We start from the raw sequence: 17,330 nt of genomic DNA, 5'->3' as shown, positions 1-17,330 counted from the left end.
CCTTCTCAGAAGACAGTGTCGACGTCGGTGGCGACCAGGGCGTCCATGCTGTGCTCGGCGAGCGCGGCGATCGTCATCGACGGATTGCACGCCCCGGTGGACCCGGGGATGCGGGCGCCGTCGAGGACGTAGAGCCCACGCTGCCCGTGCACCCGTCCGGCGTCGTCGCACACCGAGCCGAATGGGGCGCCGCCCAACGGGTGGAAGGTGTTGGTGTCGACGGCGTTCACGTCGATCGCCGACACTCCGAACCCGGCGCCGACGATCTGCTCGATCCGTGCGCGGATCGCGTCGGTCAGACCCCGGTCGAACGCTTGATTCCAGGTCAGCACCGCGTCGTCGCGGCCGGCGTCGTAGTGCCACGTACCGAGACCGTCCACGACGCCGTACCCGATCACCGACGTGGTGTACAGATCCAGCGGGAACGGCACCGGCCCGAGCACGATCGTCAGCGCGCCGGCCGGGTTGTCCCAGTCCTTGACCCCGACGCACGCGGGTCCGCCCTGCCATGCACCGGGACTGTCCGTCGCGCGGGTGACCATGAAGACGCGGTCGCCGTTGTTGCCCCATCCGGTGCCGACACCGTCGGGGAGATCGGGGACCAGGTTCTTGGCCTTCGCCTTCACGAGCAGGCGTGTGGTGCCCGGCGATCCGGCCCCGAGGAACAGGGCGTCGGAGGTGATCCGTTTCCGCTCGAGCACCGTGCCGTCCCGTCCGATGCGGTCGCAGTGCACGATCCAGGAGCCGTCCGGGCCGCGTTCGATGTCGGCGACCCGATGCAGCGGCGCCACCTCGACCCGGCCGGTCGCCTCCGCGGCCGCGAGATACGTGACGTCCACGGAGAACTTGCCCCCGTTGTTGACGCCGTAGATCAGGTCGCCGGTGGTGTACGACGGGCGCATCTCGCCGCGCAGTTCCCGCCGCGCGAACTCCCAGTCGATCGGCATCGGGACCCGGAACGTGTGCAGGCCCTGTGCGTCCGCCATCTCCACGAACCGGCGCGACGAGCTGTACTGCGGACTGTTCAGCAGGTCGTCGGGGATCGTCGCGATCCCCAGCCTGCGGGCCACCCGCGGGTAGTACTCCGAATCCATCTGCGCGAAATCGATACGGGGCGAGACGCACCGGGCGAAGTTCTCGCCGTTCGGTTGCATGGTCATGCCGTGGTAGACCAGCGACCCGCCGCCGACGCCGGCTCCGCACAGGATGTCCATGCCGTTGCCGGGAATGCGCTCCATCAGTCCGGTGAACGGCGGGAACACGGCGGGCGGGGCGCCCGTCATCACCGGGTGCGGCTGCAGCCACGCCGAGCGCTGGTCGGGGGAGAGCATCCGCGGGAACGTCTCGGCGTTCGGCCCGGTGGGCCACCGGATGCCGCGCTCGAGGACGAGGGTGTCCACGCCGGCCTGCCCGAGGTGCATCGCGGCGATCGCTCCGCCGAAGCCGCTCCCGATCACCACTGCGCGGCGGCGCTCCTCGGTCACCGGTGTGCGTCGCGCCGGGGCCGCCGCGGCCGACGGGGCAGCGGCCGTCACGGCGAACGCTGCTCCTGCCGCGCCGCCGAGGAACGTGCGTCTCGTCACTCGCGGAACGGTCGGGCTCGGATCGGGGATCACGGCAGCTCCCTGCGTTGCGTTGTCGGATGCTGGGGTCGACGAGCTCTCGCAGGTGGGAACTCTAGGGTGGACACGTGTCCAGTGGGGTGTCTTTCGGACAAAGCGCTGCTCAGGGGAGGCGCTCACCGCGAGCAGCGGGCCGTTCGGCGCGCGTGTGGGGCCGGAACGTAAGCAACTTGCACCCATCGCGGATAATCGGTGTAAACCCCTGTTCTCCAGAGAGGACCTCTCATGCTTGCCCGCACCGACCTTCGCGGTCGTACCCCTTCCACCGCTGAGCTTCGAGGCGCCCTGCCCCGCGGCGGAGTGGACGTGGACGCGGTGCTGCATCAGGTCCGTCCCGTCGTCGAGGCGATCCGTGACCGTGGCGCCGAAGCGGCGCTCGAATACAGCGAGAAGTTCGACGGCATCCGGCCGGGCACCGTCCGTGTGCCGCAGGCCGAGCTGGATCGCGCGCTCGCCGAACTCGACGCCGATGTCCGCGCCGCCCTCGAGGTCGCGATCGAGCGGACCCGCAAGGTGCACGCCGATCAGCGCCGCACCGACACCGTCACCGAGGTCGTGCCCGGCGGCACCGTCACCGAGCGGTGGGTCCCGGTCGAGCGGGTCGGCCTGTACGTGCCCGGTGGCAACGCCGTGTACCCGTCCAGCGTCGTGATGAACGTCGTCCCGGCGCAGGCCGCCGGTGTCGAGTCGCTCGTCGTCGCCTCCCCGCCGCAGGCCGCCTTCGGCGGTCTGCCGCACCCGACGATCCTCGCCGCGGCCGCACTGCTCGGCGTCGACGAGGTGTGGGCCGTCGGCGGCGCCCAGGCCGTCGCCCTGCTCACCTACGGCGGCACCGACACCGACGGCGGTGAGCTGGCGCCGGTCGACCTCATCACCGGTCCCGGCAACATCTTCGTCACCGCCGCCAAGCGCCTGTGCCGCGGACTGGTCGGCATCGACGCAGAGGCCGGCCCCACCGAGATCGCGATCCTCGCCGACGGCACCGCCGACCCGATCCACGTCGCGGCCGACATGATCAGCCAGGCCGAGCACGACGTCATGGCCGCGAGCGTCCTGGTGACCACCAGCACCGACCTGGCCGACGCCGTCGACAAGGCGCTGGCCGCGCAGCTCGAGCTCACCAAGCACCGTGAGCGGGTCGAGACCGCGCTGCGCGGAAGCCAGTCCGGCACGGTGCTCGTCGACGACATCGCGGCCGGGCTGAAGGTGGTCAACGCGTACGCCGCCGAGCACCTCGAGATCCAGACCGAGAATGCCTCCGCGGTGGCCGCGCAGGTCCGGTCCGCGGGTGCGATCTTCGTCGGGCCGTGGGCGCCGGTCAGCCTGGGTGACTACTGCGCCGGGTCCAACCACGTGCTGCCCACCGCGGGTTGCGCGCGGCACTCGTCCGGACTGAGCGTGCAGACCTTCCTGCGTGGCATCCACGTCGTCGACTACTCGGAGGCCGCCCTCAAGGAGGTCTCCGGGCACGTCATCACGCTCGCGAACGCCGAGGATCTGCCGGCACACGGCGAGGCCGTGCGGCTGCGCTTCGAGGCTCTCAAGTGAGCGCCGGGGTCGTCCCCGGATCGGCCGTCGGCATCGACGATCTGCCCATCCGGGAGAACCTTCGCGGTCAGTCTCCTTACGGCGCACCGCAGTTGACGGTTCCGGTGCAGCTCAACACCAACGAGAACCCGCACCCGCCGTCGAAGGCGCTCGTCGACGACGTCGCGGAGGCGGTCCGTGCCGCGGCTGCGGATCTGCACCGCTACCCGGACCGTGACGCGGTCGCGCTGCGCACGGACCTGGCCGCGTACATGACCCGCCAGACCGGCGTCGCGCTCGACGTGTCGAACCTGTGGGCCGCCAACGGTTCCAACGAGGTGCTGCAGCAGCTGCTGCAGGCGTTCGGCGGCCCGGGGCGCACGGCGGTCGGTTTCGTGCCGTCCTACTCGATGCACCCGCTGCTGGTCACCGGCACGCAGACCGAGTGGATTCCCGCGCCGCGGCGCGAGGACTTCTCGCTCGACGCGGAGACCGCGGTGCGGGTGATCGGCGAGCGCCGCCCCGACGTCGTGTTCGTCACCAGCCCCAACAACCCGACCGGGCACAGCATCGGCCTCGAGGACCTGAAGCAGATCCTGGCCGCCGCACCCGGCATCGTGATCGTGGACGAGGCGTACGCCGAGTTCTCGTCGATCCCGAGCGCGGTGAGCCTGATCGACGAGTTCCCCACCAAGCTCGTGGTGAGCCGGACGATGAGCAAGGCGTTCGCGTTCGCCGGTGGCCGGCTCGGATACCTCGTCGCGGCTCCGGCGTTCATCGACGCAATGCTGTTGGTGCGCTTGCCGTATCACCTGTCGGTGGTCACGCAGGCCGCCGCCCGCGCCGCGCTGCGGCACGCCGACGAGACCCTCGGCAGCGTCGCCGAGCTCGCGTCCGAGCGCGACCGGGTGAGCGCGGAGCTGTCGGCGATGGGCTACACCGTGGTCCCGAGCGACGCGAACTTCATCCTGTTCGGGCTCTTCGAGGACGCCGCCCGGAGGTGGCAGCACTACCTCGACGAGGGCGTGCTGATCCGCGACGTCGGTATCCCGGGACATCTGCGTGCGACCATCGGCCTGGTTGCCGAGAACGACGAACTGCTGCGGGTCAGCAGGAAGCTTGCTTCAACCGAGCTTGTTTCAACGGAAACGAAGGGATCCCGATGAGCGACCGGATCGCACGCGTCGAGCGGACCACCAAGGAATCGAGCATCGTCGTCGAACTCAACCTCGACGGCACCGGGAACGTCGCGGTATCGACAGGAATCCCGTTCTTCGACCACATGCTCACCGCCCTCGGCGCGCACGCCAGCTTCGACCTGAACGTGCAGGCCAAGGGAGACGTCGAGATCGACGCCCACCACACCGTCGAGGACACCTCGATCGTGCTCGGCCAGGCCCTCGGTCAGGCGCTGGGCGACAAGCGTGGCATCCGCCGTTTCGGTGACGCCTTCATCCCGATGGACGAGACCCTCGCGCATGCCTCCGTCGACGTCTCCGGGCGTCCGTACTGCGTGCACACCGGCGAGCCGGAGCACATGCTGCACAGCGTGATCGGCGGCTACCCGGGTGTGCCGTACTCGACGGTGATCAACCGGCACGTGTTCGAGTCGATCGCCCTCAACGCGCGCATCGCGCTGCACGTGCGGGTGCTCTACGGCCGCGACCAGCACCACATCACCGAGGCGGAGTTCAAGGCCGTCGCCCGCGCACTGCGCGAGGCCGTCGAGCCGGATCCGCGGGTCACCGGCGTCCCGTCGACCAAGGGTGCGCTGTAGAACCATGAGCACTGTCTTCATCTACATTCTGTTCCTCGCAGCGGGCTTCGCCATCGGCGGCGCATACGCGATGTGGAAGGTGAACAAGTTGGCGTCGGGTGTCCTGGTTGCCCTAGCGGTGCTCGCGGCGGCGTCGGGGATCCTGCGGCTGATCTGATGCGCGAACTCCTGCGCACTCGCGGGGTCCTCGTAGCTCTCCTCATGGGCGCCACCACCTTCGGTGGTTGGACATTGCTGTTGCCGGTGGTCCCGTTGGCGATCGCCGACGCGGGTGGTTCGAGCACCGCGGCCGGAGCGTCGACGGCGGTGTTCATGGCCACCACAGTCGTGACGCAACTGCGTGTGCCGGCTCTGCTGCGCAACCGGGGATACCGTGCCGTGCTAGCCGTGGGCTGCGTACTGCTGGGACTGCCGTCGCTGGGCTTCCTCCTCAGCACCGCGACCGCGCCGGCGCTGGCGATCTCGGCGATCCGGGGCATCGGTTTCGGACTGGTGACGGTCGCGGGCATCGGGTTGCTGGCCGAGTTGGCGCCGCCCAACCTGTTGGGGCGGGTGACCGGCGCCAACGGAGTGGCGGTGGCGGCATCCCAGATGCTGGTGCTGCCACTGGGACTCGGCCTCTACCAGGCGGGGCATCATGCCGCGGTGTACCTGCTCGGCACGATCATCCCGTTGCTGTCCCTGGTGTCGATCTCACGGCTCCCGGTCGTCCCGAATCCCGGGATGCCGGCCGGGCGCAAGGGACCGCCGCTGAAGGTGCTGCTGGTGCCCTGCCTGTCGATGCTGGTGGTGGCGGCCACGTATGGCGGGGTGTCCTCGCTGCTTCCGATAGCCACCGAGAATCGCGCTGCCGTGGCCGGTTTCGCGCTGTCGGCCTCGGCCGGTGCGATGCTGCTCGGCCGCTACGGCGCCGGTGTGATCGCGGACCGGATCGGTGCGGGTCGGACCACCGTGCCGGCGCTGCTGACCGCGGCGGTGGGCACCTCCCTGTTGGCGTTCGCGGTCGCCGGGCACGTCGGCGACATCGGATTGGTGGTCGGGGCGATGATCTTCGGGCTGGGCTTCGGTGCGGTGCAGAACGAGTCGCTGCTGGTGCTGCTCGCGTCGGCGGGCCGGGACCGGGTCGCGGCGGCCAGTGCCTCCTGGAACATCGCCTACGACGGCGGTACCGGTGTCGGTGCGCTGGCGCTGGGTGCGGTGGCGACGGCAGCGGGCTATCCGCCGGTGTTCGTGGTCGCCGCGGTGGCGGTCGCCGCCGTCGTCCCCGTGGCTACGATCGCCGCCCTGCGGGCCGATAGAGTTGGCACATGACCGCACGCAAGGTTGCTCTTCTCGATTACGGCTCCGGAAATCTGCATTCGGCCCAGCGCGCCCTCGCGCGGACCGGCGCGGAGATCGAGGTGACATCGGACCCCAAGATCGCCCTCGCGGCGGACGGTCTGGTGGTGCCCGGTGTCGGCGCCTTCGCGGCGTGCATGGAGGGCCTTCTCGGTGTCCGCGGCGACCGAATCATCGGTCAGCGGCTCGCGGGCGGCCGGCCGGTTCTGGGTATCTGCGTCGGCATGCAGATCCTGTTCGAACGCGGCGTCGAGTTCGGCGTCGAGGCGGAGGGCTGCGGCGAATGGCCGGGCACCGTCGAGCGGCTCGAGGCCGACGTCCTGCCGCACATGGGCTGGAACACCGTCGACGCCCCCGAGGACAGCACTCTGTTCGCCGGCATGGACCCGGACACCCGCTTCTACTTCGTCCACTCGTACGGCGTGCGCACGTGGGAGCTGCCGCCGTCGGACATCATCGCCCCGCCCAAGCTGACGTGGGCCGAGCACGGCGACCGGTTCCTCGCGGCTGTCGAGAACGGCGCGCTGTCGGCCACCCAGTTCCACCCCGAGAAGTCCGGCGACGCCGGCGCACAGCTGCTGGAGAACTGGGTCCGCGCCCTGTGACCCGCTCCCCGGGTGAGGACTCGGGCGCGGAGCTGTCCATCGCGCGGCTCGCGCTCGCAGCGATGGGCGCGGCGACGACCGTGCTGGTCGTCGTCACGGTAGTGATCGTGGCGCTGCGGCCGGGGCCGGTCGGAGGGCTCGTCATCGCACTCGTCGGGGTCGCCGCCGCGATCACGGCGATGGGCGTGGTTTCCAAACGATTGGTCCGTCGATCGGTCGGGCCGGAGGCCGACGGCACCGACCGTCGATCGTGACGCCGCGACAGTGCCGACCGTGCTTTCGGTCGCAGCGGAGCCAGGCACTAGAGTGGGCGCGGTGAGCCTGGTCCTTTTGCCTGCTGTAGATGTCGCCAACGGTGAAGCTGTTCGCCTCGTTCAGGGAGAGGCGGGGAGCGAGACCAGTTATGGTGCGCCCCGCGACGCCGCCCTCGCGTGGCAGAACGACGGTGCCGAGTGGGTGCATCTGGTCGATCTCGATGCCGCTTTCGGTCGCGGCTCCAACCGTGAGCTGCTCGCCGCCGTGGTCGGCGAGCTCGACGTCAAGGTCGAGCTGTCCGGTGGTATCCGTGACGACGACACCCTCGAGGCCGCTCTCGCGACCGGCTGCGCCCGCGTCAACCTCGGCACCGCTGCCGTGGAGAACCCGGACTGGTGCGCCCGTGCCATCGCCAAGCACGGTGAGCGCATCGCCGTCGGCCTCGACGTCAAGCTGATCGACGGCGACTACCGCCTCCGCGGCCGTGGCTGGGTGTCCGACGGCGGCGACCTGTGGGAGGTCCTCGAGCGCCTCAACCGCGACGGTTGCTCGCGCTACGTCGTCACCGACGTGAGCAAGGACGGAACCCTCACGGGCCCGAACCTCGAGCTGCTGAGCCAGGTCTGCGCGGCCACCGACGCGCCGGTCGTCGCGTCGGGTGGTGTCTCCACGATCGCCGATCTCGAGGCCATCGCCGGTCTGGTCGGCGAGGGTGTCGAGGGCTCGATCGTCGGAAAGGCGCTCTACGCAGGACGATTCACGCTTCCCGAGGCCCTCGCCGCGGTTTCGCGGTAGGAGCTTTTGACGCTATGAGCCTGTCCCGGGATCCGCTCGAGCTGCTCGCCATCGCGAGCGATGTCCTCGACGGGGCCCGGGACCGGTTCGTCGCGGGTCTGGGTGCCCCGAGCGCGGTGCGTAAGGGCCCCAAGGACTTTGCGACTGCAGTCGATCTCGAGCTGGAGAAGTCGGTGTCCGCGGAGCTCGAGCGCCGCACCGGCATCGAGGTCCACGGTGAGGAGTTCGGCGGGCCGGAACTCACCGACGGCGACGTCTGGATTCTCGATCCGATCGACGGCACGTTCAACTACTCGGCCGGCCTCCCGACGGCGGGCATGCTGCTCGCGCTGCTGCGCGACGGCGTACCCGTTCTGGGGCTGACGTGGCTGCCGCTGACCGGGGAACGGTTCGCTGCCGCCGTGGGCGGCCCGGTCACCCACAACGGGCTCGCGCTGCCGCCGCTCGAACGCAGTGCCCTGTCCGACGCGATGATCGGATTCGGTGCGTTCAACATCGACAGCCGCGGCCGGATCCCGGGGACGTATCGGTTCGAACTGCTCGGTCAGCTCAGCCGCGCGTCGTCGCGGCTCCGGATGCACGGATCGACGGGCGCCGACCTCGCCTACACCGCTGCCGGAATTCTCGGCGGCGCGGTCGTGTTCGGGCACCACGTGTGGGACAACGCGGCCGGCGTCGCGCTGGTGCGGGCGGCCGGTGGCGTCGTGACGGATCTGCGCGGCGACGACTGGCACGTCGGATCGCGATCGGTGCTTGCCGCCGCGCCCGGTGTGCACGGCGAACTGCTCGATATTCTCCACTCTCTGGGCGACCCGGAGAATCGGCCTGAAGGAGGCCCACAACAATGACTTTGGCTGTTCGAGTGATTCCCTGCCTCGATGTCGACGCGGGCCGTGTCGTGAAGGGCGTGAACTTCGAGAACCTGCGTGACGCAGGCGATCCCGTCGAGCTCGCGGCGACCTACGACGCGCAGGGCGCCGACGAGTTGACGTTCCTCGACGTCACCGCGTCCAGCGGCGACCGGGGCACCATGCTCGACGTCGTCACTCGCACTGCCGAGCAGGTGTTCATCCCGCTCACCGTCGGTGGCGGCGTGCGCACCGTCGAGGACGTCGACCGCCTGCTGCGCGCCGGCGCCGACAAGGTCAGCGTCAACACCGCCGCGATCGCCCGCCCGGAGGTGCTGCGGGAGATGTCGGAGCGGTTCGGCTCGCAGTGCATCGTGCTGTCGGTCGACGCCCGTACGGTCCCGGTGGGGCAGGAGCCGACGCCGTCGGGCTGGGAGGTCACCACTCACGGCGGCAAGCGCGGCACCGGCATCGACGCCGTCGAGTGGGCGATCCGCGGCGCCGAGCTGGGCGTGGGGGAGATCCTGCTCAACTCGATGGACGCCGACGGCACCAAGGCCGGCTTCGACCTGAAGATGATCCGCGCCGTCCGCGCGGCGGTACACGTGCCGGTGATCGCCAGCGGTGGCGCGGGCGCCGTCGAACACTTCGCGCCCGCCGTCGAGGCCGGCGCCGACGCGGTCCTCGCGGCCAGCGTGTTCCACTTCGGAGACATGACGATCGGGGACGTCAAGGCGTCCATGCGTGCAGAAGGGATCACCGTCCGATGAGTCTCGATCCGTCGATCGCCGCCCGCCTCAAGCGCAACGAGGCCGGCCTGTTCAGTGCTGTCGCCCAGGAGAAGTCGACCGGCGACGTCCTGATGGTCGCGTGGATGGACGACGAGGCCCTCGCGCGCACCCTGGAGACCCGCAAGGGCACCTACTACTCGCGGTCGCGCCAGCAGTACTGGGTCAAGGGCGAGACGTCCGGCCACACGCAGTACGTGCACGAGGTACGCCTGGACTGCGACGGCGACTCCGTGCTGCTGATCGTCGATCAGGAGGGCGCGGCGTGCCACACCGGCACGCACACCTGCTTCGACACCGACGTGCTTCTCGCTGCCGAGGCCTGACCGCCCGACGGGGCTCTCACCGTCGGGACGTTCCGGCCGGCGCATCGATCCGTCTGCGGCGTCACGGTAGCCCGTTACCGCCGCGCAGCGCGGCCGCGAGCACTTCCGCACTGTGCAGGGGGCGCGCTCCGGGTTCGAGATCCCGGATCTGGGTGCGACAGCTGAAACCGTCGGCGACGACCAGCGTGCCCGGGTCGGCCTGCCGGACCGCGGGCATCAGTTTGTCCTCCGCGCACGCGACGGAGACGTCGTAGTGCCCGGCCTCGAACCCGAAGTTGCCGGCCAGCCCGCAGCAGCCCGCGTCGAGGACCTCGACGTCCACGCCGGCGGTGACCAGCGCGTCGCGGTCATGGGTGTAGCCGAGCACGGCGTGCTGGTGGCAGTGCTGTTGGACGAGCGCTGCGCGGGGCAGCTGCGGTGGCCGCCAGTCGGGCGCATGCCGGGCCAGCACTTCGCCGAGCGTGTGCGTCTGCTGCGCGAGCCGGCGGGCGTCCTCGTCGCCCGGCAGCAGGTCGGTGAGGTCCGAGCGGAACACGGCCGCGCAGCTCGGTTCGAGCACGACGACCGGGGTACCGACCCGTAAATGCGGGCCGAGCACGTCGAGGGTGCGGTGCAGGACCCGAACGGCGACGCCGAGCTGACCGGTCGATATCCAGGTCAAGCCGCAGCACACCGTCCGGTCGGGGACCTCGACATCGAATCCCGCGGCGTGCAGCACCGCGGCGGCGGCATGCGCGATGTGCGGGTCGAAGTTGTTGTCGAAGGTGTCGGGCCACAGCACGACTCGCCCGCGGCAGCCACCGGTGGGTTCGGGACGATATGCCTCGGTGAAGCGGGACGGCGCGAACGAGGGGAGGGGGCGCCGGGGGTCGACACCGGCGGCGCGGGCGGCGACCCGGGAGAGGCCCGGCGCGTGGGCGAGCGCATTCACCGCGCGCGGCGCCGCGGCGGCCGCACGGGACCACAGCGGCAGCCATCCCATCGAGTAGTGGGACAGCGGACGCGGCCGGTTCCGGTAGTGGTGGTAGAGGAACTCGGCCTTGTAGGTGGCCATGTCGACGCTGACGGGGCAGTCCCGTTTGCATCCCTTGCAGGCCAGGCACAGATCCAGGGCGTCGCGGACCGTGGCCGAGCGCCAGCCGTCGGTGATGACGTCCCCCTCGACCATCTCGAACAGAAGCCGTGCCCGGCCGCGGGTGGAGTGCTCCTCCTCGCCGGTGGCCCGGTAGCTGGGGCACATCACGCCGGATTCGTGGCCCCGGCACTTACCGACACCGACGCACCGCGCCGCGGCCCGGCTGAAGCGGTGGTCGTCCTCACCGTAGGTGAACCGCGTCGCCGGTTCCCACGGTCGGTAGGCCGAGCCCTGCCGCAGGTGTGCGTCGAGCGCATCGGGATGAACGACCTTGCCCGGGTTCATCCGATTGCCCGGATCGAACAGGGGCCTTCATCTCGCCGAAGGCGCGAACGAGTCGCTCGCCGAACATGATCGGCAGGAGTTCGCCGCGGGACTGGCCGTCACCGTGTTCGCCGGAGAGCGAGCCGCCGTAGCGGACCACCAGGCGGGCGCTTTCCTCGGCGAACCGGCGGTAGCGGTCCACCCCGTCGGCGGTGCGGAGGTCGAACGGGATCCGGGTGTGCACGCACCCCTGGCCGAAATGCCCATACAGCGAAGCGGTTCCGTAGTCGTACCGATCCAGGAGGTCGCGGAAGTCGCGGAGGTAGTCGCCGAGTCGGTCGGGCGGGACCGCGGCGTCCTCCCAGCCCTCGTGGGTCTCGGGTTCGTGCGGCGGGTACGCGGTGGCGCCCAACCCGGCCTCCCGCGCCTCCCACACCTGCTTCTTGTGGGCGGGGTCGTCGAGGATCCTGGTGCGGTCGGTCAGGTTCCGCACGGCGTCCTCGACGAGGTCGCGCGCCTTCCCGTCCGCCTCGTCCTGGGTGTCGCCGTCCACCTGGATCAGCAGCCACGAGTTCCCGTCCGGTAACTCGCGCAACGCCTTCTCGGCCAGGTGCCGGCCGTGCTCGAGTTGGACGAGACGGTGGTCGATGCCCTCGAGCGCGGACGGCTGGTGGCGGAGGACGGCGGGGACCGCATCCGCTGCCACCGTGATGTCGTCGAAGCCGAGCACGACGAGCGCGTTCGCCGGTGGCCGCCGGACCAGTTGCAGCTCGACGCGGACCACTGTCACCAGCGTGCTCTCGCTGCCCACGAGTGCCTTCGCCACGTGGAATCTGTTCTCCGGCAACAGTGAATCGAGGTTGTACCCCGACACCCGGCGCGGAATGTCGGGGTAGCGGGCCCGCACGTCGTCGCAACCGAGAGATACCCGGAGCCCGCGCCGATATCGAGAACGCGGGTACCGGGTTCGATCGCTTCTGCGAGCAACGTGCGTGCGAGAAGGTGGGTATCGGACTGTGACGGATAGACGCCGGACAGACGCCAGAACCTGCGGGGGTCGGCTTGCGCGGACGGATCGGCTCACCCGTTCCGCGCGATGTCACGTCCGACGTCATCGCGCTACTTATCCTGTTCGGTGCGCTGGTGTGCCTCCTGAGCCGCAGCCTTTCCGCGCGCCTTCTCCGCCTCAGCTTCCTTTTCGGCCGCTTCCCGTTGGGCGGCGGCCTTGTCCTGCTGCGCTTTTCCTTCCCGCACAAGGTCGTCCTGACCCGTCACGGCGCCGGCGGCTTCCTTGGCCTTGCCTTTCACGCCCTCGACAGTGCCTTTGACTGCCTCTGCAGGACCCGACTTTTCCTTGTCCGACATGACGATCTCCTTTCAACGGATACGATTCGCCCAGCATTTACCCGGTCGGGTCCGCGGGCAAACATCGATCAGTGGCCCTTGATTGGTGAGTGAGGCGTTGTCCAGTCGCTTGACGCGTCGATGCTCAGCGAGCACGAGTGCCGTCCCCACCAGCAGAGCGCCACCACAAATGATTCCGGCGATCCATGCCCAGCCTGCGAAGCCGTAGCCGGCAGCGACCAGGGTGAGGCCCAGCGCGACCTGGAGGCCCACGGGGCACCGGGTGCGAAGCTGGTGCAGCAGGCGCGACGTGGCGGCACAGTGTCGAGCCGATCCAGTTCAGGATGGGTCAATCCAGCGTGAATCGCTGGGGCGAGGACATCCTCCCGCTCCTCACCGACGGCGACCCGCGGGGGTCGGCACTGATGGAGGCGGGCGCTCCAATAATCCTCATCCGGCACGAAGGCAGTTCACGAGCAATTCGAGTGCGTGGTGAGCGGTCAACTCGACGACGTCGGTCGGATTGCCCGTGAAGGATTTCTGCAGTGCGCTGACGGATCCGCGGTCGAAGAGCCCGAACCACACAGTCCCGGGTTCCTGGCCGTCCTGCCCGTCGGGGCCGGCGGCGCCCGTCACCGCGACCACGGTGTCGGCGTTCAGGAGCTTTGCGGTAGCCACCGCCATGCTGCGTGCCGCGCGTTCCGAGACGACCGGTCCAGTCGGCACCTCGAGCAGATCGTGCTTGACGGCACTCGAGTAGGCGACGATGGTGCCGCGGAACCAGGCGGACGAGCTTGGAGCGGCGGCGAGGAGGCACGAAATGTGTCCCCCGGTCAGAGATTCGCCAGTGCCGACCGTTCGCCCGGCCTTCTGTGCGAGGTCGGAGACTTCATCTGCCAGCGCGCCGCCGTCGTTATGAGGGATCGCCATTGCTCGGTTATACCTCCTTGCTGGGACGGTAGTGGGCGTCCCTGCGAACAAGGTCCCATGATGTTCTCGCCGACGCCGACGCCGACTCTCGAGATTCGACGGAGCCTCCTTGGCGGGCTAACAAGCAGCCAATACGGAAGGTCCCGTCGTCCGCGCTGATCTCCCTGGTCTGCGCCACCGACGGCGTCCCCGGTCGGGCGCAGGTGCACGACTCGACGACGAGCCCCAGTCACTCCGCGGCTTCTCGGGTGGTCCCGGAGTGTTCCCGTCGTACCACCGCTTCTGCCGGGGTATCTGGAAGTGCTTGTCGTGTAACAGTATTGGTTGTACTTGTGGCCGTCGCACTCAACCACCCTGACGGGCACGGTCTTGTCCAGAAGCTGCCGACTAACGACTTTGAGTTCGACGCTCGCCTCTTGGTGGGTCCGGCCGGAAAGCGCCAGTGCCATCAGCGTCATACCGGCAGGCGGTGTCCGCTGCTCTGGGCACGATCCGGGATGTCCGCGAAACGCTCACGCAGTGGGGCGAACGGTGTCGTCTTGCATCTGGATGTCTCCATCCACCCGCGCGATCAGTACGCCAAGTCGGTCAGCGCGCCGAGATGGCTCGACCCGAACGCCAGGGCCGACGCGACAGTCCCGTGACACGTGAAGATCTGGCTCACCCCGGTTGCAGCGAGAGCATGCTCGACGCCCCGCGTCGCAGTGACGAGCGCGAGCTCGAGACCGTATCCGGCGGCCAACTCCTTCGCGTCGACCAGAGCCGAAGCGCCGTCGACTCCGATGAAGTCGACCCGGGAGAGGTCGAGCACGATCAGATCGCCGATCGCCGGTCTGGCTCCTGACGCTTCGTGAAGCAAAGATTTGAACGACCGCCGGAAGCGGTCTACCGTGCTGAGGTCCAAGTCGACCAAGAGTTCGACCAGCAGGGCCGTCGGATCCGATGCCGTGACGCTATCCGAAGCGGTCTCGTATCTCCTTGCCGATGCGCGAAGGATGACCATTGCCGAAGTTGGAAGATCAGACACGTCGTTGCCTCCATCCGGTGCAAACGTGTTGGATGGCGCCTCGTGTGGAACTCGGTCGAGACGTCCGTTCCATGACGGCCAGAAATGTCCGTCACCGTTGCTGGACAGGCTGGGTGTTCAACCTCTCTTGTTTCTAACACCGACTCGTCCTCGTGTACAGCCTGGCGCATCGCGTCGGGACTGCCGGCATCAGGTTTCCGGCGTCGTGAAGTGGGTACGCCGTGCCATGAGGAACATCGAACGAGGAGACGAGCAGATGTCGCATTCATCGGAGACCGGAGGCGTCACCGGGACCGTCGACAAGACCTACGATCTGATCTGGTTCGCCGAGACCTGCATGAACAACGCCCTCCGGCTCGAGAACTACATCGCCGATGCCGAACGCGACGGTGACGGAGAACTGGCGGAGTTCTTCCGCCGCGCCCAGAGTGAGAGCAGGAAAGGTGCCGAGCAGAGCAAGGAGTTGCTGGCCAGCAGACTGTCCGGTGGCTGACTGACGGCACTATCTGACTGACGGCACTATAGCTCCACCTGTGCACGTAGTCTGGCCAGCGTATCGGAGAGGATCCTGGAGACGTGCATCTGGGAGACACCCACGCGGGCCGCGATCTGCGACTGCGTCTGATCGCCGAAGAACCGGAGCAACAGCACCGTGCGTTCCCGGTCCGGTAACCCTTCGAGGATGACCCGCAGCGTTTCGTGATCCTCGACCGCGGCGAGGTACGAATCGGTGTCGCCCAACAGATCAGCCAGCGTCGATCCTGATTTGAGACTGCCACCAGCGGTCCCGTCGACAGAAAGGGCTTGATAACCGTTGGCGGCCTGCAGGCCCTGAGCGACATCGTCGATCCCGATCCCGAGTTCTTCGGCCATCTCGCGGGTCGTCGGCGAGCGCCCTAGCCGCTGGGACAGACTCGACGACACCTTGATCAGGTCGAGATGAAGCTCCTTCAGTCGCCGGGGCACCCGCACGGCCCAGCCGGTGTCACGGAAGTGACGTCGGACCTCCCCCATGATCGTGGGCACTGCAAAGGCGAGGAAGTCCGAGCCACGAGTGACGTCGTAGCGGTCCACGGCGTTGACGAGGCCGATGCTGGCGACCTGCACCAGGTCCTCGAGGGGCTCACCCCGTCGGTCGAAACGCCGGGCGATGTGCTCGGCAAGCGGAAGGCAGCGCGTAATGATCCTCTGCCGCAGTTCTGCGCGTGCTGGGTCCGATTCGCCCAGCGATTCCAACAACATGAACATCGGCTTCACGTCGTCGTACTCGTCCGGCCGATCGGTTGTTCGGGGTGTCACACGCTCTCCCCGCACCGCATCGCGAACGAGATGGTGATGGTGGGGGACCGGCCGTCTCCAGTGCCGGGATGCCGATCGAGAGCCAGTTCGTTGGTGAGCGTACGAAGGACATGCCAACCGAACGTCTGCTCGTACTGCCCTTCCAGTTCAGCGCCGGTGGTGGGGACGCAACCGGCGAAGTCGAACGAATCGGCACTCACGCGAAACGTGCAGACGATGACGCTGTCGGGAAGTGCGATTCGCAGCAGGATGCTGCAGGCCTCGTCGACAGCAAGCCGCAGATCGGCGAGTTGGTCGAGTGTCATGTCGCATTGCGCTGCCAACGACGTGGATACGCGCCGAATCGCGGCCAGTTGGTAGGCGTCGGCCGCGGTGCGTAACTCGATGACAGGCGCGGAGTCCTCGCTTCGTCTCGTGGAGAGACACGCTTCGCTCATGACGCCTCGCTTCGAAACTGGGCGTGACAGGTGGATCCGGTAGGCGGCTTCGATCGGAGGATTCCCGCGGTGCGTCGATTCCAAACTCCGGGGCACTGGAAGAAATCCAGGGAGGAGTCACACAGGGAATCCACGGCACTGCACACGTCATGCGGCTCGACCGTGTCCAGACACGGATGCGCGGCGAGGCCGCACCGACGCGCGCGCGAATCCCGGCAGGGCGCGTGCTGATCACCCAGTACGACGGCCGGACCACCGTACGGCCTCCATCGTTCGACCGGGATCTCAAACTCTACGGATAGGCAAATGCGGGACATCTCACCGATTCCCACCCCACGGGACTTATCCGCGCCGTCGAGGGGCCGGTGGTGGAGGGTGACGTCCTCGCGCCAGCAACCGACCGACCTCCAGGAATGGCACGGCGGCCATCATCGTCAGGCCCGGCATGATGCCCAGGAGCGGCGGGCCGGGCATCGACTCGGGGCCGACAACAGGAGAACTGCGCAGTTCCGGTGTCAGTGGGTCCTCCGCGAGTGTCGGCTCCACGAGGCGCCGGCCGGTGACCGTGTCCAGTCCTGGGTACCGATCGAGGACGTCCGCGGCGGATGGCGAGAGCCCCGGGCTGCCACACCGTGTCGCCGTCGCAGAACGCCACTTCCGCGGCAACCGCAGGACGGTGACGTCGGGAAACTCTGCGGCAGATCAGTCGTCTGCCAGTAGCGGACCAAGAGGGCCCAGATCGATGTTGAGATCCTCCGGTTCGAGGCCGAAATGCTCACGCAGCTCCTCCATCTTCTCCTCGAGCATCATCAGAGTGGTGCCGATGCGTTCGATCTGGTCGTCGGAGAGATCGCCGGCGTCCACCCGGCGCAGCGCCTGCCGTTCCATGAGTTGCCGCAGCAGTTCGACGAGCGTGAGGACCAGAGCGACGAGCCCGCGCTCGACCGACTCGGGGTCGGCGTCGATCCGCTGGCGGATCGACGGCTGGCGAGGACGCGACGTGGCGGCCTCGC

At 68.7% G+C, this 17,330-nt stretch carries 21 protein-coding genes and 1 pseudogene; 12 read left to right on the top strand and 10 right to left on the bottom strand.

From position 1 onward, the window contains the following. Positions 1 to 5 precede the first annotated feature (5 nt). A complete protein-coding gene (locus tag HUN07_RS15205; RefSeq protein ID WP_441346775.1) occupies positions 6 to 1,583 on the bottom strand; it encodes a GMC oxidoreductase in 1,578 nt (525 codons plus the stop codon). A 264-nt stretch (positions 1,584 to 1,847) separates the two neighbouring features. Here HUN07_RS15205 and hisD point away from each other — a divergent pair, with 264 nt between their 5' ends. The 11 genes from hisD to hisI all read left to right on the top strand — a co-directional run bounded on the left by hisD (position 1,848) and on the right by hisI (position 9,881). After that, entirely contained in the window at positions 1,848 to 3,170 is a 1,323-nt protein-coding gene (gene hisD, locus HUN07_RS15200; protein ID WP_174910665.1) for a histidinol dehydrogenase, read from the top strand. After that, positions 3,167 to 4,315, top strand: a complete 1,149-nt coding sequence (locus HUN07_RS15195; protein WP_174910662.1) for a histidinol-phosphate transaminase — start codon at positions 3,167 to 3,169, stop codon at positions 4,313 to 4,315. Before hisD ends, HUN07_RS15195 begins: the two co-directional genes overlap by 4 nt. Then, positions 4,312 to 4,926, top strand: a complete 615-nt coding sequence (gene hisB / locus HUN07_RS15190) for an imidazoleglycerol-phosphate dehydratase HisB (protein ID WP_114722782.1) — start codon at positions 4,312 to 4,314, stop codon at positions 4,924 to 4,926. The genes HUN07_RS15195 and hisB overlap by 4 nt, the downstream gene beginning before the upstream one ends. Positions 4,927 to 4,930: 4 nt before the next feature. After that, positions 4,931 to 5,083: a hypothetical protein gene (locus tag HUN07_RS15185; RefSeq protein WP_174910659.1), complete on the top strand. Its 153-nt coding sequence runs from the start codon at positions 4,931 to 4,933 to the stop codon at positions 5,081 to 5,083. After that, a complete protein-coding gene (locus HUN07_RS15180) occupies positions 5,083 to 6,237 on the top strand; it encodes an MFS transporter (RefSeq protein ID WP_174910655.1) in 1,155 nt (384 codons plus the stop codon). Before HUN07_RS15185 ends, HUN07_RS15180 begins: the two co-directional genes overlap by 1 nt. After that, positions 6,234 to 6,869 (top strand): imidazole glycerol phosphate synthase subunit HisH, encoded by a 636-nt coding sequence (gene hisH, locus HUN07_RS15175; RefSeq protein ID WP_114722784.1) that lies wholly within the window; start codon positions 6,234 to 6,236, stop codon positions 6,867 to 6,869. The genes HUN07_RS15180 and hisH overlap by 4 nt, the downstream gene beginning before the upstream one ends. After that, a complete protein-coding gene (locus HUN07_RS15170; RefSeq protein WP_174910652.1) occupies positions 6,866 to 7,123 on the top strand; it encodes a hypothetical protein in 258 nt (85 codons plus the stop codon). The genes hisH and HUN07_RS15170 overlap by 4 nt, the downstream gene beginning before the upstream one ends. Positions 7,124 to 7,184: 61 nt before the next feature. Further along, the gene (priA, locus tag HUN07_RS15165) at positions 7,185 to 7,919 is read left to right on the top strand and encodes a bifunctional 1-(5-phosphoribosyl)-5-((5-phosphoribosylamino)methylideneamino)imidazole-4-carboxamide isomerase/phosphoribosylanthranilate isomerase PriA (protein WP_114722786.1); all 735 of its coding nucleotides are present in this window, start codon (positions 7,185 to 7,187) and stop codon (positions 7,917 to 7,919) included. Between the two features lie 14 nt (positions 7,920 to 7,933). Beyond that, positions 7,934 to 8,767, top strand: coding sequence for an inositol monophosphatase family protein (locus HUN07_RS15160; protein ID WP_174910650.1), 834 nt, complete (start codon positions 7,934 to 7,936; stop codon positions 8,765 to 8,767). Then, positions 8,764 to 9,537 carry an imidazole glycerol phosphate synthase subunit HisF gene (gene hisF / locus HUN07_RS15155; protein ID WP_114722788.1) on the top strand — a complete coding sequence of 258 codons (774 nt, stop codon included), beginning with the start codon at positions 8,764 to 8,766 and terminating at the stop codon, positions 9,535 to 9,537. The genes HUN07_RS15160 and hisF overlap by 4 nt, the downstream gene beginning before the upstream one ends. Next, positions 9,534 to 9,881, top strand: a complete 348-nt coding sequence (hisI, locus tag HUN07_RS15150; RefSeq protein ID WP_114722789.1) for a phosphoribosyl-AMP cyclohydrolase — start codon at positions 9,534 to 9,536, stop codon at positions 9,879 to 9,881. Before hisF ends, hisI begins: the two co-directional genes overlap by 4 nt. A 61-nt stretch (positions 9,882 to 9,942) precedes the next feature. Here hisI and HUN07_RS27480 read toward each other — a convergent pair whose 3' ends face one another. The 6 genes and pseudogenes from HUN07_RS27480 to HUN07_RS15130 all read right to left on the bottom strand — a co-directional run bounded on the left by HUN07_RS27480 (position 9,943) and on the right by HUN07_RS15130 (position 14,557). After that, on the bottom strand, positions 9,943 to 11,301 hold the full coding sequence (locus HUN07_RS27480) for a (Fe-S)-binding protein (protein WP_368077017.1): 1,359 nt from the start codon (positions 11,299 to 11,301) through the stop codon (positions 9,943 to 9,945). Continuing rightward, on the bottom strand, positions 11,198 to 12,187 hold the full coding sequence (locus HUN07_RS27475; RefSeq protein ID WP_368077016.1) for an FAD-binding oxidoreductase: 990 nt from the start codon (positions 12,185 to 12,187) through the stop codon (positions 11,198 to 11,200). The genes HUN07_RS27480 and HUN07_RS27475 overlap by 104 nt, the downstream gene beginning before the upstream one ends. A 212-nt stretch (positions 12,188 to 12,399) precedes the next feature. Further along, on the bottom strand, positions 12,400 to 12,645 hold the full coding sequence (gene mbp1, locus HUN07_RS15140) for a microaggregate-binding protein 1 (RefSeq protein WP_114722790.1): 246 nt from the start codon (positions 12,643 to 12,645) through the stop codon (positions 12,400 to 12,402). 12 nt (positions 12,646 to 12,657) lie between these two features. Further along, positions 12,658 to 12,879, bottom strand: a pseudogene (locus HUN07_RS27025) (hypothetical protein); the annotation flags it as partial. A gap of 195 nt (positions 12,880 to 13,074) precedes the next feature. Next, on the bottom strand, positions 13,075 to 13,554 hold the full coding sequence (locus HUN07_RS15135; protein WP_174910647.1) for a CinA family protein: 480 nt from the start codon (positions 13,552 to 13,554) through the stop codon (positions 13,075 to 13,077). Positions 13,555 to 14,125: 571 nt separating this feature from the next. Continuing rightward, on the bottom strand, positions 14,126 to 14,557 hold the full coding sequence (locus tag HUN07_RS15130) for an STAS domain-containing protein (RefSeq protein WP_114722792.1): 432 nt from the start codon (positions 14,555 to 14,557) through the stop codon (positions 14,126 to 14,128). A gap of 250 nt (positions 14,558 to 14,807) precedes the next feature. Between HUN07_RS15130 and HUN07_RS15125 the strand changes: the two genes are divergently transcribed. Then, a complete protein-coding gene (locus tag HUN07_RS15125) occupies positions 14,808 to 15,074 on the top strand; it encodes a hypothetical protein (RefSeq protein WP_397484731.1) in 267 nt (88 codons plus the stop codon). A 26-nt stretch (positions 15,075 to 15,100) separates the two neighbouring features. Here the strand turns inward: HUN07_RS15125 and HUN07_RS15120 are convergent, their stop codons facing one another. The 3 genes from HUN07_RS15120 to HUN07_RS15110 form a co-directional block, all read right to left on the bottom strand. Then, positions 15,101 to 15,829 (bottom strand): SigB/SigF/SigG family RNA polymerase sigma factor, encoded by a 729-nt coding sequence (locus tag HUN07_RS15120; protein WP_174914750.1) that lies wholly within the window; start codon positions 15,827 to 15,829, stop codon positions 15,101 to 15,103. A 47-nt stretch (positions 15,830 to 15,876) separates the two neighbouring features. After that, positions 15,877 to 16,317 carry an ATP-binding protein gene (locus HUN07_RS15115; RefSeq protein ID WP_174910644.1) on the bottom strand — a complete coding sequence of 147 codons (441 nt, stop codon included), beginning with the start codon at positions 16,315 to 16,317 and terminating at the stop codon, positions 15,877 to 15,879. A 702-nt stretch (positions 16,318 to 17,019) separates the two neighbouring features. Continuing rightward, entirely contained in the window at positions 17,020 to 17,295 is a 276-nt protein-coding gene (locus tag HUN07_RS15110; protein ID WP_254623001.1) for a gas vesicle protein K, read from the bottom strand. Positions 17,296 to 17,330 lie beyond the last annotated feature (35 nt).

Origin of the sequence: Rhodococcus sp. W8901 (genome assembly GCF_013348805.1) — a bacterium.
Taxonomy (GTDB): domain Bacteria; phylum Actinomycetota; class Actinomycetes; order Mycobacteriales; family Mycobacteriaceae; genus Prescottella.
The sequence above is the reverse complement of the archived record's forward strand: the minus strand, read 5'-3'. Positions and strand labels throughout refer to the sequence as shown.